The organism is Bacillus sp. NMCC4, assembly GCF_002998555.1.
Classification (GTDB): Bacteria; Bacillota; Bacilli; order Bacillales; family Bacillaceae; genus Bacillus.
Window position 1 is genome coordinate 1 of the sequence record NZ_PVRA01000013.1, and the last position, 18626, is coordinate 18626.

Below are 18626 nucleotides of genomic sequence, written 5' to 3' on the forward strand. Positions count from 1 at the left end.
CCATGCGGTTCAAGGAACTATCCGGTATTAGCTCCGGTTTCCCGGAGTTATCCCAGTCTTACAGGCAGGTTACCCACGTGTTACTCACCCGTCCGCCGCTAACATCCGGGAGCAAGCTCCCTTCTGTCCGCTCGACTTGCATGTATTAGGCACGCCGCCAGCGTTCGTCCTGAGCCAGGATCAAACTCTCCGAAAAAGTACAAAACCGAAGTTTTGTTTTTCGTCAGCGTTTGACTGACTACCTATGATGTTTCATAGGATTTTTTTATAAAAACTCGAATTAACAGGTACGTTTTGTCTTGTTTAGTTTTCAAAGATCATCTTCGCCGTTCTTAGCGGCTTTAATAATATAACATTTCGCTTCATCTTATGTCAACAACTTTTTTTAAGTTTATTTCCCGAAGCGTTTTGTGTTTGTCACTGTGTGTCAGCGACGATTAATAATATATCACGAAAATATTCTATCGGTCAACGCCTTTTCAAAACTTTTTTTGAAATAGTTTTATTGTGCATCTCAAATCCTTGTCCTGCATACAATCAAGTAACAATCTCGGACAAGGCAGGAGTGTTTGAATTGAGTCGATTATATGTGTTTCCTATTAAACGGCTGAAGCAAGCCGTCATTATTCTTGTAGCAGCCCTTGCAGCTGCAACCTTTTTTTATGTACAAAAGGCACCGCCGCTGTCGGTATTTAAAACAGAACACGGACCCCGAGCCATTTATAAAGGCGAGACTTCCTCAAAACATGTCTCCCTTACTTTTAATATCGGCTGGGGAGATGAGAAGGCTGTTCCTATTTTAAATGTCCTTCGAGAGTACGATATAAAGAACGCTACTTTCTTTCTGTCTGCTTCTTGGGCTGAGCGTCATCCTGATATCGTCAAACAAATTAGAGAGGACGGTCACCAAATCGGCAGCCTTGGCTATGCTTATAAAAATTATAGCCAGCTTGAAGATAGTGAAATCAAGCAAGATCTTGTCCGGGCACAAAATTCATTTCAAAAGCTTGGACTAGATGACATTCAACTATTAAGACCGCCAACTGGGCAATTTAACGAAAAAGCATTGAAAATTGCCACACAGTACGGTTATACCGTTGTCCATTACAGCGTCAACTCACAAGATTGGCTGAATCCGGGCGTCGATCAGATTGTTCAGAATGTAAATGATCGAATGAAAAGCGGAGATATTGTTCTCCTACATGCCTCAGATTCAGCAACCCAAACCGCTCAAGCCTTACCAGCTATTTTGAAACAAATCAAAGAAAAGAATTTAAAAAATGTGACGGTTGGCGAACTGATCTCCAATACCAAAACAAGGTCATCGGAAGTTAAGTAGCTTTCGCCTTTGAAAACCGCGGCATAGCTAACAACTGAAACGCATTACAGCCTAATAGCGGAAATAGCATTAAATACAGCCAGTCCTCTTCGTTGACTCTGAGCGCCGGGAACCATTCTATCGACGTGATGACAACCATGAGAAACATTGCGGAAACAAAAGTTTTCTTAGAGGACTGCTGCTGTTTAAAGTAAGCCACGATCAATGCGAACACACCGATAAAGACAGGCAGCCATAGGTATGGAAGAAATGATTCATTCTCTCCAAAAAACAAAAATCGCAAGTAAGCTAAATCAAACAGCACAAAGATCACCAGAAACAGCTGAATGGTATTCCATAGAGAATGTGATCGGAATATCTCTAACGCAAACCGGTGCACCGTTAAAAAGACAACAAACCCCATCTGACTAATGACACTAAAAATCATCCCCACACCAATGAACCAAAACAACACAGATGCGATTTCTAGTATTTCAAACGATATAAAAAGCTTCTGATATTTCCCCCACTCCAGCGCAAAGCCAACCACGCTTGTAATGACCGCTCCAACAGCTAGCACAGAGAAGAAAAAACGAACTAAATCCCGACTTTTCATTGAATTGATCCAACCCCTATTTTTGTTATGTATAAATTTACGAGAAACATTCATATTAAAAGTAAGACATGTAACGAAAGGAGCCACAGTATGTCAAAAGGCATCTTGCGTATAATGAGCTGTTTTCTCCTTTTATCTCTAACAGCTTGTGCTCCCAAAACCCAATCCTCATCTAATATGGACTATGACGAAACAAAGAAAATGGTCGTCGATATATTGAAGACAGATGACGGTAAAAAGGCCATTCAACAGTTATTAAATGACGAGGCAATGAATGAAGCTTTGGTAATGGATGAACAAACTGTGAAAAAAACGATAGAGAAAACACTGACTTCTGATAAAGGCAAAGAGTTCTGGAAGAAGGTCTTTGAGGATTCTAAATTTGCCGAGACTTTCGCTAAATCCATGCAGCAACAGCATGAAAAGATGTTAAAACAGTTAATGAAGGACCCTGACTATCAGCAATTGATGATGGATATTCTCAAGGATCCCGAAATGGAAAAGAAATACGGTGAACTGGTGAAAAGCAAAGAGTTCAGAAAGCACTTAGAAAAAGTCATTACAGAAACATTAAGCAGTCCTCTTTATAAGAAGAAATTCGAAGATGAGCTTAAAAAAGCAGCATCTGAAAGCAGTGATTCCGGATCAAAAGGCAGCGAAGAAAGCGGCAGTTAAACATCACCCGAGGGGACATTCATCCACTCGGGCTTTCATTATGCTTTTACTGCTAATTGTTCAATAACTTTATTCGCAATGTGTTGATACACTTCTCCCGTCGGATGACTCGCATCATAGACAGATGGAGCAAAATCATCTTCATTCCAATCAGGCTGCCTTAGAGGAATTTGACCAAGGACCGATACTCGCAGCTCTTCCGCCAGCTTATCCCCGCCTCCTTTTCCAAAGACATATTCTTTCTCACCTGTTTTTTTGCTTTCATAATAGCTCATATTCTCAACGACACCCAGCACCTCGTGATCTGTTTGCAGTGCCATTGCGCCTGCTCTAGCAGCAACGAAGGCAGCTGTAGGATGCGGTGTTGTGACAATGATTTCTTTACAGCTTGGAAGCATTGTATGAATATCAAGCGCCACATCTCCCGTTCCAGGCGGAAGGTCTAATAGTAAGTAATCTAATTCTCCCCACTCGACTTCGTGGAAGAAGTTATTCAGCATTTTACCAAGCATCGGTCCTCTCCAAATGACCGGTGCATTTTCTTCAACAAAAAAGCCCATTGAAATCACTTTGACACCAAAGCGTTCCACAGGAATAATTTTTTCCCCTTTAACAGTTGGTCTGACGGTGATTCCCATCATATCCGGTACACTAAAGCCATAAATATCTGCATCAATCAGTCCGACTTTTTTCCCTAGACGAGCCAGTGCTACAGCAAGGTTAACAGACACGGTGGATTTACCAACGCCGCCCTTTCCACTCGCAATCGCTAAGAACTCAGGCGGATTTTTAGAGTTGAGCAAATTTTCTTCCTCATCTTGTGAAGGCATAAACCTTTCAAGTGTTTCCTGAGGCAATTCTTCAAAACGTAGCCCTACTGTGTTAGCGCCAGCTGCTTTCAAGGCTTGTACGATGTCTTGCTGCAGCTTCATCTGCTCAGCAGTACCCGTTTTGGCAATGGCCACCTTTAAGCTCACATGCTCTTTTTCAGGCTTTAGGCTAATTTCCTTGATGGCATCCAGCTCACCAAGCGGTATATGAAGGAAAGGTTCGTCCATCTTCCCAATTAATTTTCTCACATCATCTTGTCCGATCATAGCAGAACCTCACCCTTTATTGAATTCGTTTACAATCCAAGTATATCATACATATCCTTACAATGTCTGTCCTGTTTGCCTGCGATCAAAAGGAAAAAGCCCCTTATTCAGGCGGCTCTTTTTGCTCTGTTAAATATCTGAGAATGCCTTTATAAATGGAGGCAGCAATTTGATCCTGATATTTAGGTGTTGCCAGCTGACCTGCCTCTTTCGGGTTGGAGAGAAATCCAATTTCCACAAGGGCTCCTGGCTTTGTGACATTTTGCATTAAATAAATGCCATTGATCCGTTTCGCCTTTCGATCTGTGTTTTCAAGATTCCTGCGTAATTCATCTTGGATGAACTTCGCTGCCTTTTCATTCTCTTCATATTTTCCGTAAAAAAACGTCTGTGCGCCGCTCCATTTGTTCGATGGGATCGCATTTAAATGAATACTTAAATAGAGATCGGCTTCAGACTCATTGATGGCTTTTACACGGTTTCTTAGATCCTCCGCTTTCTTTCGGGCATATCCCTTTGTATTCTTTGATGATAAATCAGAATCATCCTCGCGGGTCATAAGAACAAGGGCACCCTGCTCCTGTAAATAGTCACGTATCTTCATGGATACATCCAGTGCAATCTCTTTTTCAAGCAACTCTCCTCCTACAGCCCCGCCATCTGGACCGCCATGACCCGGATCTAAATAGATGATCTTGCCGCTCAAAGGCAAGTTCCACGATTTCCACGAATCATCATTTAGAAACTGAAACCTGAATAAGAATAAGAGGACAATAAACCCGATTAAAAACCCTGTCCATTTCAGCTTTCTTTTCATCCCTGTCCCTCCCATACACCATTATTTTATAGATATGGGACAAGGGCTGGAAATATGCTTAGTGCAGCCGAAGCTTATGCCTTTTTTCTGATTCTCGAAAGCCTTCCTGCCACCACATGCTTAAAAAATCCTTCGCAAATGGATACAGGCACGACATCTTCCGCTCCATTCGGAACATATTCCCCCACGATTGCAAACACCCTGCTAGCTCCTCAACCAGCTCATCTTCCTCCTGGGAGGACCGCTTCTTGATATCGTCGAACGATTCGCCGTATTTACTCGACTCACCGTATCTCCCGCCAGCTAAAAAAGCTTCAATGGCGAAATCTATGCAGCCATCACTCATAATCCCAGCTGGATCATCTGCAAATGGGAACAGCTTCTTCGTGAATTTCTCGGAAGCAACCGTGACCTGTTGAAGAGACAATGTACGCAACAGCTTCTTTTCAAGCGTGACATCTCGTTTTGTTTTCAATTGATAAAATGAAAGAACCTCTGCCATGGACTGAACTCCTTTTTTCTTTGTATTGTTCGTTGATTTGACCAAAACATGCTGTTCAGTAAATGGAAATCAATGAGCTATTGGATTGGGAAATTGTGATAAGATGAACAATTATATATAGAAAGAATGGAAAAGGGGCAAAATCAATGAAGAAATGGATGTATATCCTGCTGCTACTAACAGTCGTCTTATCTGGATGCAGCAGTCAAGCAACCAAGCAGAAGAGCGACATAAAAGGAATAGAAGACATATCCTTAAAACAGCTTTCCAAGCATAAAAGCACGTATCTAGGTAACAACTCAGCCATTCGTGACATCTTATCAGAGCTTCCTGGAGGCATGATTCGAGAATTTGAAATCGTTGATGGGAAAGCATTAGACGTCACGTACGGCGTAAAAGAAAATGCCGGATACACAGAAGAACAATTTGACGCATACTGGTTTGATCAAAAGGAGACAATTGAGAAAACGTATTTATACAACGCACTCGCACTTTTTATCCTTGTCGATAACGTAGAGCAAGTGACACTCAAAATGAACTCTAACGACAAATCATCCGTCACGTTTCAAAGAAAAGAGCTAGAAAAAAAGCTGCCTCACTTATTTAAAGAGTACCAAGACGATGCAGCGCTTTGGCAGAAGGAACTGGTTGATGGAGTTGTGAAGTCAAAAGAGAAACGCCAAGATGTATACAACAAGTTTCCCATGCAGAATTAATAAAACAGAGGGGTGTCTCCCTCTGTTTTATTGATAATTATGTAGTAAAAGCTTGAATCAATCGTTGTCGAAAGTTTTGATCTACTGCTGCAGTAAGCATAAATTCATTGAATATTCTCCAATCCAGTGAGAATGATTCGCTTTCGGATCATTGATAAAAAGAGAAATGGATATTGATGATGTATCTGTTCTTCGATATAAAGCAGCTGTGAAAACAAACAATGTTGCTCCGCCTTTATACCAAAGATATTGATCTGTTTCCGTCTTCAATGTTTCTCCTTTCCAAATAACAGAGGATTTACATATTCAATATAACAAATATTTCAAATAAAGGCGCAAAAAAGCAGAGGTTCGTGAATCCCTCCACTTCTTGATGTTCTTATTGATGGGGCAGATGCAGTTTCATCCCATTATGCGTAGCTTCAAACCCTAATTTTTCGTAAAAACGGTGTGCATCTGGTCTCTGTTTGTCTGTTGTTAGCTGAATCATATGACAGCCGCGGTCGCTTGCGTGTTGAATAGCCCTTTTTATCAACATCGTGCCAATTCCTTTTCCTCTATGAGTCGAGGCTGTACGAACTCCTTCTATTGAAGCTCTCCATCCTCCTTGATGTGTAAGAAAAGGCGTCATGGTCAATTGGAGAACACCTACAGCTTCTTCCTGATCACACGCAACCATGAGTTCAATATTTGGATCAGCATCTATTGAGTGAAAGGCTTTGATATAGCTTTCTAATAATGGTTGAGTGTAGCGCTCTCTTTTTTGACCTAACATATCATCAGCGAGCATGAAGACGATCTTGTCGAGATCTTCCAGCGTGGCTTCTCTGCACGTCAGTTGACTTAAATCCAAAGAAAACACCTCCTATGAAATGAAGTGGAACAATTTCATCATTGACCAAAATACCAATGACGTGCGTTCTCATATAAGATGTGATCAGCAGCTTTTTCATCAAAAATCTGTTGAATTAATTCAACATCACCGTATTCAAACGGACGCTTTGCCCTTGTGGATGGAAGGTCTGTACCAAACATTAGTGCATTAGGATTCGTTTGATAAATAGACGTCAACGCATGTTCGACGTTTAAATCAACACGTCCAAAACCTGTTGCTTTCACACGAACCCCTTTTTCAACCAGCTTTAGCAAATGCGGCAAGCCTTCTTCCGATAAGCCTAAATGATCAATTGAAACGGCCGGCAGCTTTTCAAGTGTTGATGAGATGTCAGGGAGATGCTTAGCGTCTATGTAAATCTCACTATGCCATCCCGCCAGCTCATACACCCTTTTCGCAAAATAATCGAGCTTCGAAATATTCTCCGAACCACCCCGCTTCACGTTAAAACGTAAAGCTTTTACCCCGTGTTGATCCAAATGAACAATCTCATCATCAGTTGCTGTAAAAGGTAATTGAGTCACACCGCAAAAAGACGGCCCCATTTCATCCAGCGCCTTCAACAAATAGCCTTGGTCAAAGCCTTGAAATGACCCTGACACGATTGCTCCACCTAAAATCCCAAAATCAGCCGTCTCTCTCCTATAATCATTCACCACATAACTAGGCGGTGTATACCCTTGGTTTTCTTGAATGGGAAAATCAAAATCAATGATATGAAAATGTGCATCAAAGATCCTCATGCGCGCGCCCCTCTTCTGCTTATTTGATCTGATTATATCAATAGCGAAAGCCAACAGATATTTGGAATGACGAATCACTTCATATCATGAAAACTTATCAAGTTTTCCATTCCTCTCGTAAGATGGCATAGTAAAATTCATCCCACCACTCATTTCCTTGAGGTATACACTTTTTAAAATACCCTTCTCTTCTCATCCCCATTTTCTCCATCACTCTCCACGATGGCACATTTTCAGGCTGACAAGTGGCAATGATTCGATGTAAATTCATTGTGTGAAAGCCATAATGTAGTACAGCATAAGCCGCTTCTGATGCATAGCCTTTGTTTTGATATGCAGGATTGAAGACCCACCCAATTTCATATGTGTGCTCACCAAAGTACGGATGAAACGCGATATGCCCAATGCATGTATGATCTTCTTTTAATAGGACAGCGACATACTTAGCATTTTCATGACGATTATTTTTGATAAATTCCTTCGCATCTTCTTTAGAAAATACATCTTCCGGAATATACTTCATCACTGCCGGATCAGATGTATATGCATAAACATCCTGCCAATCATCATCAGTAAATGGTCGAATGAGACACCTTTCTGTCGTTAGATTCATAGGACAACCTCCAGCTTTTTTAACAGAAAACTTCTATACTCATATTTTATACGTATTCAAGAGGAAGAGACCAGTCATTATTTATCAAATAAAAAGCACCAGCAGGATGCTGATGCTTTTGTAAATTGGAAGAAATTAAATTCAAAAATGTAATAGAAGTTAGTCGAATAAAATGTAATAAAGCTATTTCTACTCCATTATTTTTATATTTTTTTCGATATAACTAATTTCCTCATGTGAAAATTTATACTTCTTGTATAATTGTTGATCAATTTCTGGATTTGACATGTCCCAATTAATATCAGAGTTGACCGAAAAATCCTGTATAGGGATAAAGCGGTAGGTTTTTGATGTAGCATCTTGACTACCTTTAGCTAAACTATGAAGAAATCTCGAAAATTTAGTCTGTAGATATTTCCCTAAAGCTTCAGCTTCATATTTACCATAATCTTCATCTGCTCCAATTACAATATATGATTCCGTACATATTGTTCCTGGTTCCCCAATACGTATATTAAAATTATCATCGGACAATTCTGTTCCGATATTATTAGCACGTGGTGTAAATATTTTCCATTTATTAATCCATTCAGATCGAATCTCGATAATATCTCGTTCTATATATCCTTTTTTCCAACCCTTCGCAAAACAAATGATTGGATTTGCTAATGAAGCAACTGTACCTTTAAACCTTTGGTCTTCTATAAAATAACCGCTCAATCCAAATGGTTTTCTTGGTGATACAATTTCGGCTACTGTAGATATATTTTCATAATCTTTATTATATATTTTCTCTAAGATTTTTATTCCAATATTATCTCTTAACAAAATATCAATTCCTTCAATTGCTAGAGGTCGATTTAAATCACTAATCTTTCTTCCATCTTTATAAGATGCAAATCTAATGGAACCGTCATAAAAGTTTTTATCCCATAAAAAGTAATTGACCCCACCTCTAATATTGGTATTAGGAAAAATATCTTCAGGAGTTAACCAATCATGGATTTCTTTTATATGAGGGTCATTTAACATTTCGTCTCTAAAAGAGTCTAGACCTTTTCCTCCTACAAACCAACGACTAGGTGTAATATAAGTAATATATTCAGGATTCATACTCTTAGCTGCTTGGACAAAATGGTGATAAATTGGGCGTGCGCTAGATTGAGCTCCACCATCTTCCTCCTGAAATGGTGGATTCCCTATGATTACATCGAATTTCATGTTTTCACCTCTATATAATTCTGTTAACTTATCTGCTAAAGTTCCTTTTTTAGCATATGAAGTTAAATCACACTCGATTAAATTATCTGTTGAAATATTATAAAAATCTGAATAAATATATTTCTTCGCGATGTTATAGATGATATTTGTTGGTGCAACTCCATAAACTTGGTTTTCTAAAATATGTTTCAAACGTTCATCTTCATTAGATATTTCATTTTCCAAGCTTTTAAATAACCTTTTGGTGATTTCAGTTAGAAAAAGTCCACTTTTCGTGTATAAATCTATAAATTTTTTTGTAGGATCTTTGAAAATGTCTGGACTTTCTCTCTCTAACATATCAAGCATATACTTCACAACAACTTTTGGTGTAAATATCTGATTTGTTTTCTGCGGAGGAATATAATCAAATATATCTTCTTTCATACTATCATCAAAATAATTTGCTAAACGCTGTTTAGTATCTAGAAATTCTTTGATGCTAGCATTAAAAACTACATCATTGAATAATCCAGGAATTACTTTTGTTTCACCTTTTTCATCAACATACTCAAAGCCATCACGCAGCTGTCTAAATTCATTTATAGTTATACTTGTTAAATCTTCAAATGTAGGTGCATCAATATTCTCTTCAAAATTCGCTAATTTCGTCTGTTCATCCCCGTATGCCATTAAAAATGAAGGAATTGTACGTGCAAATCCTCGTAAATGAGCTCGAACATCATCTTCTGTTGTTTTCTTTTTCTTTTCTTCTACTTTTTCTATTTGTTCTTCCACAACAGTATTGATTGTTTTTTCTACTTCTTTATTTATTTCCGCTGTAAAAGATGTTTCTAATTTAAGTTTTTCTTCTTCATATTGCTTAGTTGCTACTTTTAAAGCATTTTCATCTTTTGTCATTTCTGCTTCTTGTTTCTTGCTTTCAAATTTTGTTTCTAATTCTCTAACCTGATTGCTTAAAGTTAAACTCTTTTCATTTATAACATCTTCTACAGCAGTATTTACTGAGTTCTTTAATTTATCAGTTTGTCCTTTGTTTAAGCTAAAAGAATCACTCAAATTGATAAAACCGTCAGAAAATGACTCTGTTATATCTTGCGCTAAATTTTTAATGGACTTTTTTTGCTTTTCTTCTACTTCTTTAAATGAGGATACAACATCATCAACTACTTCTATTGTTGTATAAATTTTTTCACCAAAAATCTCTTTTGATTTCCCTAACACTACTTCCTTGGGTATTTTTACTTCTCCATAGTCATTTACATGGGGATCAGCTACTGATATTTCACGTCGCTTCTCTAATCTTTTGTTTTTCTCTGGTGGTATTTTATCTAATATTTCCTTAAATGGTGAACTACCCGAGAAGATACCTGATATATTAGCAAATAATAAATTGCTCATAAATCCTCTTTTCACTACTTCTCGTGATGTGATACGTGTAGGAATTGCCAGAACCTCTGAAGCATTTACTTCTTGCATTGTACCATCTTCATCTTCAGCAATAACTGGAAAGAAGTTTAACAACTTCTTAATTTTATCTATTCTTTCATCCGTTGTTTTAGAAGCACTCCCCGATAAATTGTTAGCAAGTTCATCATAAAGCCTTAAAGTTCTATCGGGAGAAAAATCAAATATATAAGCATTCTCTTTACGATATAACTTTCCGTTTTTTTCAAATTCATACGGGTTCTGCGATCTAAAAGCAGCTTGAAAGTATAAGCTAGGTGATTCAATATTATTTAACATGAATACAGCTGTCCATTCTGGAATTGTTACACCTGTTGTCAGCTGTCCCACGGAAAGTGTTATTGTCTTATCACTTTGTTCAATTGCTTTTCTAACTTTATCAAAGCTTCTGGTGTTCTCTTTTAAATCATGTGCCTCTTTTTCTATGCCATCATGTAAACTAACTCCATTGCCTGCCGCAAGTACGATCTTGTAATCCTTAAAAGTGGGATGAGCATTTAGCAATTTTTCAAGTGCTTTTGCAGCATTTACACGCGGTAATAGCCAAAACGTATGATTCAGTTCATCACGATATTGATTTTTAGAAAAAGGGAATTTTCCAGAAGATAAATTGTCTAAAAAGTGAACAACACTTTCTTCATATTCAAAGCATCCGTTTTCCTTCACTCTAAAGAATTCATTTAAATCAAAAGCATAATCAACGTTTTTTTCCTCTTCTAATGTTATCCCTTCGGACACTTCTGCTTCTATCATTTTACTCATTTGATACGTAAACAGATTTAAAGTTGGTAAGCTTTCATAAGGGTTACTACTTATTGCTGGATTCCAGTTCTCTTTAGCTTCTTGTTCATCCACATATGACCAATTAAATATTTGCTCTTCTGAAAACTTATTATTAGCTAATGCCTTAAAAGGAGTCCCAGATAAATGTAGTGTAAAATCTCTTTTTATTTGACTAAACGCTATATCTGTCTTTTTAGTATCAATTCCTTCATGGGCTTCATCAATCACCAATAAGTCCCAATTTAATTTGGATACCCATTCTAATTTTTCATAAGCACCACCAGCAAATTTTGCTCCTTTTAAGTCTTGCAGGGATAGAAAAGTGATTTGTGAAGGATTAGGATAAGATGTAGTATCAAGATACTCACGATATTGCGACCTAGTCATAGCTTTTCCATTTAATGCTTCTGTTTCTGAAACAAATTTCATTTGTGGTTCTTGCCATGCGATAAATTTATGAAAATCATCAAACCATGAGTTTGCAATTGCAGGTCTATTTGTTACGATTAAAACATTGGTTGCATTTAAATTTCTTATAAAATCATAAGTTGTTAATGTTTTACCAAAGCGTGGTTTAGCATTCCACAAGAACTCTTTTGGCTCCTGTTCACTTTGAAAATACTCATACGTTTTCTCAACAGCCTTTTGTTGTTCACTTCTTAATATGTATCCTAAATGCTTATTATTAATTTGTATTGCATCATAATCACGATTAATAAATTTATCGGTTAATGCTTCTGCTTTTTCAGGTGTTCCATTAAAATAGAACCATTCATCTGCACGACCATTAAAGTTTTCCTTCTGGACACCATTTTGGATTAAAAATCTATGCAAGTCCTTATCGCGAAACCATTCCCCATCTGATTTCTGTGCTTTTTTTTCAAATAAAATTTCAGGATTTAAACCAGCAGTTCCTACTTGTTCAAATATCCTTTGAACAGCAGATCTTGTTGTATCTCCGATTTTGACATATCCATTATGATTAGGAACTTCAGGCAATCTATAACCATACACTTTATATTCAATTTCATCAAAGGGCTTAATTATTGTCTTATCCATCAAATTTCCTCCATCTCCGCTTTATAAACATCTATTATGTTTACAGGTATATAGCGCATCTCTTTAGGAATATCATTTACATTATTACTTTCATCTAATAAATCAAACATTTCTAATTGTGTATGTTGTTGGACTGACTTATTTATTAATTTATTGATAGTCACTCCAGATTCCTTTTTCACATTTCCATATATTTCATCAAAAGTGTATTCTGTTCTCTGTATTTTGATTCTTTTAGTTGTTTTTCTGATATTAATTGGAGTCCATTCACTAAATACTAACGGCTCACCATCTAGCGCCTTCCTAGTTAAAAAATTCCCTTGTCTTATATTAGATGAAATGATCTCTTTAGCACTATCCAGCACTTTTTTTCTCATTTTACCATTGTGGATTTTAACTTGTTCTTGGTAGGTTTCATAATAAGCTTGAAACATATTTAGTACACACGTCTGAGCATTATCTTCTAATAATTCAATACCATAAAGGCTAGCTAAAGCTAACAAAGAGTAATTCTCAAATCGTACTAGATCGTCATTATATTGTTTAACAGCTATATTAAGTTTTCTTTCAAGAATCGCAACGAGAAAAGCCCCTTCCCCAGCAGATGGTTCTAGAAAGGTTGTCGATAAATTTTCGCAAGCTTCTTTTACTCCTTGTAAATCCAACATTTTCTCCACTATTTTTAATGGTGTGAATACTTCTCCATGTTTTTGCACGCGGAGTTTACTTTTAAAACCAATTCCCTCCATTTCAACATACTCCTTTCTTGAATAATACAATCTATATAAATATTTATTTCAAAACGAGTTTTCTAAATATATTTTATCATATACAACACTTAATCCAACATTTCCTAAAAAATAAAGATGTATTTCTCCCTAAAAAAGCTCTTTCTTTTAAGCCGGTATGTTTGATACCATTACCTCCTATTAAATTACTTATATAGAAAAACACAAAATTGTTATTATGTGTTTTGGGAAATCAAAATGAATTAAAGTGCTTTAAAAGCATTTCTTTCTTATGAACCCTTTTTCTACAGCTGATCCATGAAATAAAGAGGGATGAAGACCTTTTATATAACTAATAACGCATCTCTGCTTTAGACTTATTTGAAGATTTTAATTAGAGGAACTGCAAAGGATAGGTCTGAGAGATTCACCCTATTTCACTCCAACACACAAAACTACTATTTGTCCTGTTAAAAATACAAGTGAAATCTATCCTATTTTATCTCCATAAATATTAAATAATTTTTAAAATTTATGAAATTAGAGGGCTAAACTCAGTACACAAAGATGAATTTAGAAATTTATGAAAAAAAAGAGAAACAACTATCACGAAACACATGCGCCAAATCTCTATAGAAGTAGATAACTGAACAAGTGTTGAAGCTGAGTATTCTGGAGGTTATGGCCGTCAGCTTAAAGATTTACAAGAATGTAGCAGAGATGAACAATTCAAAAAAAGGCGATGGTTATTCTTTAATCGATTGCTACATGCTCTTCTATTTTAATTTAAATCGACCTCATAAGATAACTAGATTATTAAAAGAACTATCTTTCACGATTCTAGGAAATACGCAGGCATCAATTTTATTGGCCTAGAATATAGATATTACAAATAACTCAAAGTGATTATGACTCATAAACATTCAAACAACACAAAATTATTATCTAGAATCAATGACAGAAAAAAAGCACCAGCAAGATGCTGATGCTTTTTTTGTTGAGTTCTCTATACAGTTGATAATTTGAACCAACTTGAACCAAGGATCTCTTGTAAACGTTGATGCAATAAGGAATTGATTAACGTTTTGAGAACTGAGGAGCTCTACGTGCGCCTTTAAGACCGTATTTCTTACGCTCTTTCATACGAGGGTCACGAGTAAGAAGTCCAGCACGTTTAAGTGATGTACGGTACTCAGGATCTACTTCTAGAAGAGCACGAGAGATACCGTGACGAATTGCTCCAGCTTGACCAGAGAATCCACCACCGTGAACAGTTACAAGAACATCGTAGCTGTTAGCTGTTTCTGTGATGTTCAAAGGCTGTTTCACGTCTTCGATTAAAGCAGCGAATGGAATGTATTCAGTAATTTCACGATTATTAACGACGATACGGCCTTCACCTGGAACTAAGCGAACGCGCGCTACAGAACTTTTACGACGACCTGTACCGTAATATTGAACCTGTGCCAAATTGTTAACCTCCCTTATAATTAACCGCGAAGTTCGTAAACTTCAGGTTGTTGTGCTTGATGTGGATGCTCAGAACCACGGTACACATTTAATTTTTTGAACATTTGACGGCCTAATGGACCCTTTGGAAGCATACCTTTGATAGCAAGCTCCAACATTTTTTCAGGGTAGTTTGTACGCATCTCAAGAGCAGTTCTTTGTTTCAAACCACCTGGGTGCATTGTGTGACGGTAGTAAATTTTGTCCGTCAATTTCTTACCTGTTAATTCGATTTTCTCAGCATTGATGATGATGACGTGATCACCTGTATCAACGTGTGGTGTATAAGTTGGTTTGTGCTTACCGCGCAAAAGTGATGCTACTTCAGTAGAAAGACGACCTAGAGTCTTGCCTGCCGCATCAACAACTAGCCATTTGCGCTCAATTGTGCTTGCGTTCGCCATTGGTGTTGTACGCATGAGTTTCCCTCCTAAATAAATCAATGATTTTTCCTTGAATCAAATGCTACGTTCTATTTCAAAACACAAGATAAGTCTTCCGGGGCTTATTTGTGGGGTTGAAATACATACCATATGATATCTTATAACTTTCTGCTTCCTGTGTCAAGAACATGTTACACCTGGTTTAGTTGTCATAGAAAACTTCCCATAAATACAGTCCGTGACTAGGCGCAGTCTTGCCTGCCGCTTCGCGATTTCGGGCGGCAAGCATGGCTTTTATCTCCTCAGGGTGAAATTTACCAGATCCGATTTCAAGTAACGTTCCAGCGATAATTCGCACCATGTTGTATAAAAAGCCATTTCCTCTCACACGCATTTCAAGCCCGTCTGAGACGTTTTTCCACTCGAGGGTGTAAATCTCCCTCACCTTGTCCTGAACCTCTGTATTGGCCGCACAAAAGCTTGTGAAGTCGTGTGTGCCAATGAGGTGTCCAGCAGCTTCTCTCATTTTGTCTGCATCCAGCCGGTAAGGAAAGTGGCAGGCATACTGTCTCGTGAATACATTTTGGTGCGTTTCCGTTGAGACCTTATAACGGTACTCCTTCGAAACGACACTAAAACGTGCATGAAACGACTCATCCACTTCCTCAGCCTTTAGAACCCTGATGTCATCCGGCAGGAGACTATTGAGGGCAAAAGGCCATCTTTCCATCGGAATCGAGAGCGGCGTGTCGAAATGGATGACCTGCCCCTTCGCATGGACGCCGCTGTCCGTCCGGCCAGAAGCCACAATCGAAATCAGTTCATCCTGTTTGTGCATTCTTGCAAGAGCCGACTCGATCTCCGTCTGAACAGTTCGCTGCCCAGGCTGCACCTGATAGCCTTTAAAATGGGTTCCATCGTAGGATACGGTACATTTGACCTTCATCTAGGAATCACCTAATTTCTTAGAAGCACAAGGAGTGCTGTTAACAGGATGAATAGGAGCAGTGTGAACGTGTCTTTCATGCCCCAGACAAGCTGACGGTATTTCGTCCGTCCTTCTCCCCCGCGGTAGCCTCTCGCTTCCATAGCGGTCGCCAGTTCCTCTGCACGCTTAAACGCACTGACGAAAAGCGGGACAAGCAAAGGAACGATGGCTTTCATGCGATCTTTAAGAGGGCCGCTTGTAAAATCAACGCCTCTTGCCATTTGCGCCTTCATGATTTTGTCCGTCTCTTCTAGTAAAGTTGGAATAAACCGAAGAGAGATGGACATCATGAGAGCAAGCTCATGAACAGGCAGCTTGATTTTACGGAATGGATGAAGCAGCTTTTCCATACCGTCTGTCACTTCTATAGGCGTTGTAGTTAACGTCAGAAGTGTCGTCATCATGATGAGATAGACAAAACGGAGAGAAATGAAAATCCCCTGCTTTAGACCTTCTTCATAAATATTTAAAAAACCAAAGTGAAATAGCAAGGCGCCATCCTTTGTCATGAAGATATGCAGAATGAAGGTAAACAGGACAATCCATAGGATCGGCTTCATTCCCTTAAGAATAAAGTATAGCGGCACCTGAGAAACCATCACCACAAGGAGGGTAAAGACACCTAAAAGCCCGTAAGTGATGTAATTATTAGCAAAAAAGACAATAAAGACAAAAAAGAAAATTGATAACAGCTTTGTCCTTGGATCAAGACGATGGACAAAGGATGAACCTGGCACATATTTGCCGATAATCATACTATCCATCATGATGTCGTGTCCTCCTGATAAAGAGCTGTTAAGGCTTCTGCCATTTCATCCATGGTCAGAAGCGGCCTTGGAAACGTAATACCCAGCTTTTCTTCTACAGTCTGCTGGAATTTAATCGTTTCTGGGAGGTCGAGACCAAACGAAGACATGTCTGTACGATTGGCAAACAATTCTCTCGGCGTACCTGTCGCCTTTACCGTTCCTTTATGCATCACAATCATTTGATCCGCATAATGAGCGGCGTCCTCCATACTGTGTGTAACCAGAATCGTGGTAAGGTTTGCCTTTTGATGAAGCTCATAGAACATGTCCATGATTTCCTTCCGTCCGCGTGGATCTAACCCTGCAGTCGGCTCATCCAGCACAAGCACTTCTGGCTCCATCGCTAGAACACCTGCAATCGCCACACGTCTCATTTGACCGCCGCTTAGTTCAAAGGGAGATCGAGATAATAGGGATTCAGGAAGACCGACTAGCTTCAGCATTTCCTTCGCCTTCGCTTCTGCCTTCTCCTGAGGAACGCCAAAATTCATCGGACCAAAGCAGATATCCTTTAGGATCGTTTCTTCAAAGAGCTGATGCTCAGGAAACTGAAACACGATGCCTACTTTTTTCCGGAGGGACTTTAAATCCTTCTGCTTTTTATTGGCTTGTAAGACGGTATCTCCAAGCGCAATGCTCCCCTTCGTTGGTTTGAGCAAGCCATTTAAATGCTGCAGCAATGTAGACTTGCCAGAGCCCGTATGACCAATGACAGCGACATAGCTACCCTCTTGGATGGAAGCATTGACATCATACAAAGCGAGACGCTCAAACGGCGTTTTCATTTGATAACGATGCTCTAATTCTTTGATCGTAATGTCCATAGCTCTTTCACCAATCCTTCTTGTGTCAAATGGGCATTTGCAAGCGGTACACCTTGCTGCTTCAATTGTTTGCTCAACCGATAGGAGAATGGCAGATCAAGTCCAATCTGAACCAGCTGTTCGTCTAGTTCAAATACTTCCTCTGGGGTTCCCTCGGCAAATTTTTTCCCGCCATTCATGACAATGACCCGGTCTGCCTTGGCGGCCTCGTCTAAATCATGTGTGATGGAAATGACTGTGACCGTTCCTTGTTCCTTCAGTAGTCTAACAGTCTCTAACACTTCTTCACGGCCAATCGGATCAAGCATCGATGTTGCTTCATCTAAGATCATGATGTCAGGGCTTGCGGCAAGTACACCTGCAATGGCGACTCTCTGCTTTTGCCCGCCTGATAGATGGTGCGGCTCTTGATCAAGAAACTCCTGCATATTGACCTGTTTGACAGCCCAATCTACACGTTCTATCATCAATTCCCGCTCAACCCCGTTATTTTCTAAACCAAAAGCCACATCATCACGAACCGTTGAGCCAACGAATTGGTTATCTGGGTTTTGAAAGACCATTCCGACCTTTTTGCGAATATCCCAGACACTCTCTTCTTTCAGCTCAATCTCTCCAACCTTGACCGTTCCAGCATCCGGTAAAATGAGCCCATTCAGTACACGGGCAAGTGTGGATTTACCTGAACCATTATGGCCAACAATGGCGAGCCATTCATTTTGATTCACATGCAATGACACTTGATCTAAAGCGGGCTTGTCCGCATCCTTGTGATATCGAAATACAATGTCCTTTACGTCAATTAATGTCTTCCCCATCTCTACCGGACCTCCTCTCAGCTCAACCTCTTCTTTGCTTATTGC

Annotated in this window: 19 protein-coding genes and 1 rRNA gene; 3 read left to right on the plus strand and 17 right to left on the minus strand. The window is 38.9% G+C overall.

Features of this window, described 5'->3' with window-relative positions:
- Window positions 1–196: ribosomal RNA gene (locus C6Y02_RS17675) — 16S ribosomal RNA — on the minus strand; the annotation flags it as partial.
- 378 nt (window positions 197–574) lie between these two features.
- Here C6Y02_RS17675 and pdaB point away from each other — a divergent pair.
- Window positions 575–1339, plus strand: a complete 765-nt coding sequence (gene pdaB, locus C6Y02_RS17680) for a polysaccharide deacetylase family sporulation protein PdaB (protein WP_106031893.1) — start codon at window positions 575–577, stop codon at window positions 1337–1339.
- Here the strand turns inward: pdaB and C6Y02_RS17685 are convergent.
- A complete protein-coding gene (locus C6Y02_RS17685) occupies window positions 1332–1934 on the minus strand; it encodes a KinB-signaling pathway activation protein (protein WP_106031894.1) in 603 nt (200 codons plus the stop codon). The genes pdaB and C6Y02_RS17685 overlap by 8 nt on opposite strands.
- A 90-nt stretch (window positions 1935–2024) precedes the next feature.
- Here C6Y02_RS17685 and gerD point away from each other — a divergent pair, with 90 nt between their 5' ends.
- The gene (gerD, locus tag C6Y02_RS17690) at window positions 2025–2609 is read left to right on the plus strand and encodes a spore germination lipoprotein GerD (protein WP_003217144.1); all 585 of its coding nucleotides are present in this window, start codon (window positions 2025–2027) and stop codon (window positions 2607–2609) included.
- Window positions 2610–2647: 38 nt separating this feature from the next.
- Here the strand turns inward: gerD and C6Y02_RS17695 are convergent, their stop codons facing one another.
- The 3 genes from C6Y02_RS17695 to C6Y02_RS17705 form a co-directional block, all read right to left on the minus strand.
- Complete coding sequence (locus C6Y02_RS17695) at window positions 2648–3706, minus strand: Mrp/NBP35 family ATP-binding protein (protein WP_106031895.1); 1059 nt, start codon at window positions 3704–3706, stop codon at window positions 2648–2650.
- A 103-nt stretch (window positions 3707–3809) separates the two neighbouring features.
- Complete coding sequence (cwlD, locus tag C6Y02_RS17700) at window positions 3810–4523, minus strand: N-acetylmuramoyl-L-alanine amidase CwlD (RefSeq protein ID WP_106031896.1); 714 nt, start codon at window positions 4521–4523, stop codon at window positions 3810–3812.
- A gap of 58 nt (window positions 4524–4581) precedes the next feature.
- A complete protein-coding gene (locus C6Y02_RS17705) occupies window positions 4582–5025 on the minus strand; it encodes a YbaK family protein (RefSeq protein WP_106031897.1) in 444 nt (147 codons plus the stop codon).
- A gap of 146 nt (window positions 5026–5171) precedes the next feature.
- Here C6Y02_RS17705 and C6Y02_RS17710 point away from each other — a divergent pair, with 146 nt between their 5' ends.
- On the plus strand, window positions 5172–5741 hold the full coding sequence (locus C6Y02_RS17710) for a DUF4825 domain-containing protein (protein ID WP_106031898.1): 570 nt from the start codon (window positions 5172–5174) through the stop codon (window positions 5739–5741).
- Between the two features lie 81 nt (window positions 5742–5822).
- On the opposite strand, the gene C6Y02_RS17715 is transcribed toward C6Y02_RS17710, so the two are convergent.
- The 12 genes from C6Y02_RS17715 to C6Y02_RS17775 form a co-directional block, all read right to left on the minus strand.
- A complete protein-coding gene (locus tag C6Y02_RS17715; RefSeq protein WP_060595383.1) occupies window positions 5823–6011 on the minus strand; it encodes a hypothetical protein in 189 nt (62 codons plus the stop codon).
- 109 nt (window positions 6012–6120) lie between these two features.
- Window positions 6121–6594: a GNAT family N-acetyltransferase gene (locus tag C6Y02_RS17720; protein ID WP_106031899.1), complete on the minus strand. Its 474-nt coding sequence runs from the start codon at window positions 6592–6594 to the stop codon at window positions 6121–6123.
- Between the two features lie 38 nt (window positions 6595–6632).
- Entirely contained in the window at window positions 6633–7379 is a 747-nt protein-coding gene (locus C6Y02_RS17725) for an amidohydrolase family protein (protein ID WP_106031900.1), read from the minus strand.
- Window positions 7380–7476: 97 nt separating this feature from the next.
- The gene (locus C6Y02_RS17730) at window positions 7477–7992 is read right to left on the minus strand and encodes a GNAT family N-acetyltransferase (protein WP_106031901.1); all 516 of its coding nucleotides are present in this window, start codon (window positions 7990–7992) and stop codon (window positions 7477–7479) included.
- A gap of 189 nt (window positions 7993–8181) precedes the next feature.
- Complete coding sequence (locus C6Y02_RS17735; protein ID WP_106031902.1) at window positions 8182–12522, minus strand: Eco57I restriction-modification methylase domain-containing protein; 4341 nt, start codon at window positions 12520–12522, stop codon at window positions 8182–8184.
- Window positions 12522–13271 carry a DNA methyltransferase family protein gene (locus C6Y02_RS17740; protein WP_106031903.1) on the minus strand — a complete coding sequence of 250 codons (750 nt, stop codon included), beginning with the start codon at window positions 13269–13271 and terminating at the stop codon, window positions 12522–12524. Before C6Y02_RS17740 ends, C6Y02_RS17735 begins: the two co-directional genes overlap by 1 nt.
- 1056 nt (window positions 13272–14327) lie before the next feature.
- Window positions 14328–14720 (minus strand): 30S ribosomal protein S9, encoded by a 393-nt coding sequence (gene rpsI, locus C6Y02_RS17750; RefSeq protein ID WP_003217273.1) that lies wholly within the window; start codon window positions 14718–14720, stop codon window positions 14328–14330.
- Between the two features lie 20 nt (window positions 14721–14740).
- Window positions 14741–15178 carry a 50S ribosomal protein L13 gene (gene rplM / locus C6Y02_RS17755; RefSeq protein WP_003217042.1) on the minus strand — a complete coding sequence of 146 codons (438 nt, stop codon included), beginning with the start codon at window positions 15176–15178 and terminating at the stop codon, window positions 14741–14743.
- Window positions 15179–15344: 166 nt separating this feature from the next.
- On the minus strand, window positions 15345–16088 hold the full coding sequence (gene truA / locus C6Y02_RS17760) for a tRNA pseudouridine(38-40) synthase TruA (RefSeq protein ID WP_106031905.1): 744 nt from the start codon (window positions 16086–16088) through the stop codon (window positions 15345–15347).
- Window positions 16089–16099: 11 nt separating this feature from the next.
- Window positions 16100–16897: an energy-coupling factor transporter transmembrane component T family protein gene (locus tag C6Y02_RS17765; RefSeq protein WP_044139647.1), complete on the minus strand. Its 798-nt coding sequence runs from the start codon at window positions 16895–16897 to the stop codon at window positions 16100–16102.
- Window positions 16894–17763 carry an energy-coupling factor ABC transporter ATP-binding protein gene (locus C6Y02_RS17770; protein WP_044139648.1) on the minus strand — a complete coding sequence of 290 codons (870 nt, stop codon included), beginning with the start codon at window positions 17761–17763 and terminating at the stop codon, window positions 16894–16896. Before C6Y02_RS17770 ends, C6Y02_RS17765 begins: the two co-directional genes overlap by 4 nt.
- Window positions 17739–18581 carry an energy-coupling factor ABC transporter ATP-binding protein gene (locus C6Y02_RS17775; RefSeq protein ID WP_008356549.1) on the minus strand — a complete coding sequence of 281 codons (843 nt, stop codon included), beginning with the start codon at window positions 18579–18581 and terminating at the stop codon, window positions 17739–17741. The genes C6Y02_RS17770 and C6Y02_RS17775 overlap by 25 nt, the downstream gene beginning before the upstream one ends.
- Between the last annotated feature and the right edge of the window lie 45 nt (window positions 18582–18626).

Coding starts and splice junctions, on each gene's coding strand:
- C6Y02_RS17735 (WP_106031902.1), bottom strand. CDS start 12,522: ATGGATAAGACAATAATTAAGCCCTTTGATGAAATTGAATATAAAGTG.
- C6Y02_RS17695 (WP_106031895.1), bottom strand. CDS start 3,706: ATGATCGGACAAGATGATGTGAGAAAATTAATTGGGAAGATGGACGAA.
- C6Y02_RS17705 (WP_106031897.1), bottom strand. CDS start 5,025: ATGGCAGAGGTTCTTTCATTTTATCAATTGAAAACAAAACGAGATGTC.
- C6Y02_RS17725 (WP_106031900.1), bottom strand. CDS start 7,379: ATGAGGATCTTTGATGCACATTTTCATATCATTGATTTTGATTTTCCC.
- gerD (WP_003217144.1), top strand. CDS start 2,025: ATGTCAAAAGGCATCTTGCGTATAATGAGCTGTTTTCTCCTTTTATCT.
- C6Y02_RS17710 (WP_106031898.1), top strand. CDS start 5,172: ATGAAGAAATGGATGTATATCCTGCTGCTACTAACAGTCGTCTTATCT.
- rplM (WP_003217042.1), bottom strand. CDS start 15,178: ATGCGTACAACACCAATGGCGAACGCAAGCACAATTGAGCGCAAATGG.
- C6Y02_RS17775 (WP_008356549.1), bottom strand. CDS start 18,581: ATGGGGAAGACATTAATTGACGTAAAGGACATTGTATTTCGATATCAC.
- C6Y02_RS17685 (WP_106031894.1), bottom strand. CDS start 1,934: ATGAAAAGTCGGGATTTAGTTCGTTTTTTCTTCTCTGTGCTAGCTGTT.
- C6Y02_RS17730 (WP_106031901.1), bottom strand. CDS start 7,992: ATGAATCTAACGACAGAAAGGTGTCTCATTCGACCATTTACTGATGAT.
- cwlD (WP_106031896.1), bottom strand. CDS start 4,523: ATGAAAAGAAAGCTGAAATGGACAGGGTTTTTAATCGGGTTTATTGTC.
- C6Y02_RS17765 (WP_044139647.1), bottom strand. CDS start 16,897: ATGATGGATAGTATGATTATCGGCAAATATGTGCCAGGTTCATCCTTT.
- truA (WP_106031905.1), bottom strand. CDS start 16,088: ATGAAGGTCAAATGTACCGTATCCTACGATGGAACCCATTTTAAAGGC.
- C6Y02_RS17740 (WP_106031903.1), bottom strand. CDS start 13,271: ATGGAGGGAATTGGTTTTAAAAGTAAACTCCGCGTGCAAAAACATGGA.
- C6Y02_RS17770 (WP_044139648.1), bottom strand. CDS start 17,763: ATGGACATTACGATCAAAGAATTAGAGCATCGTTATCAAATGAAAACG.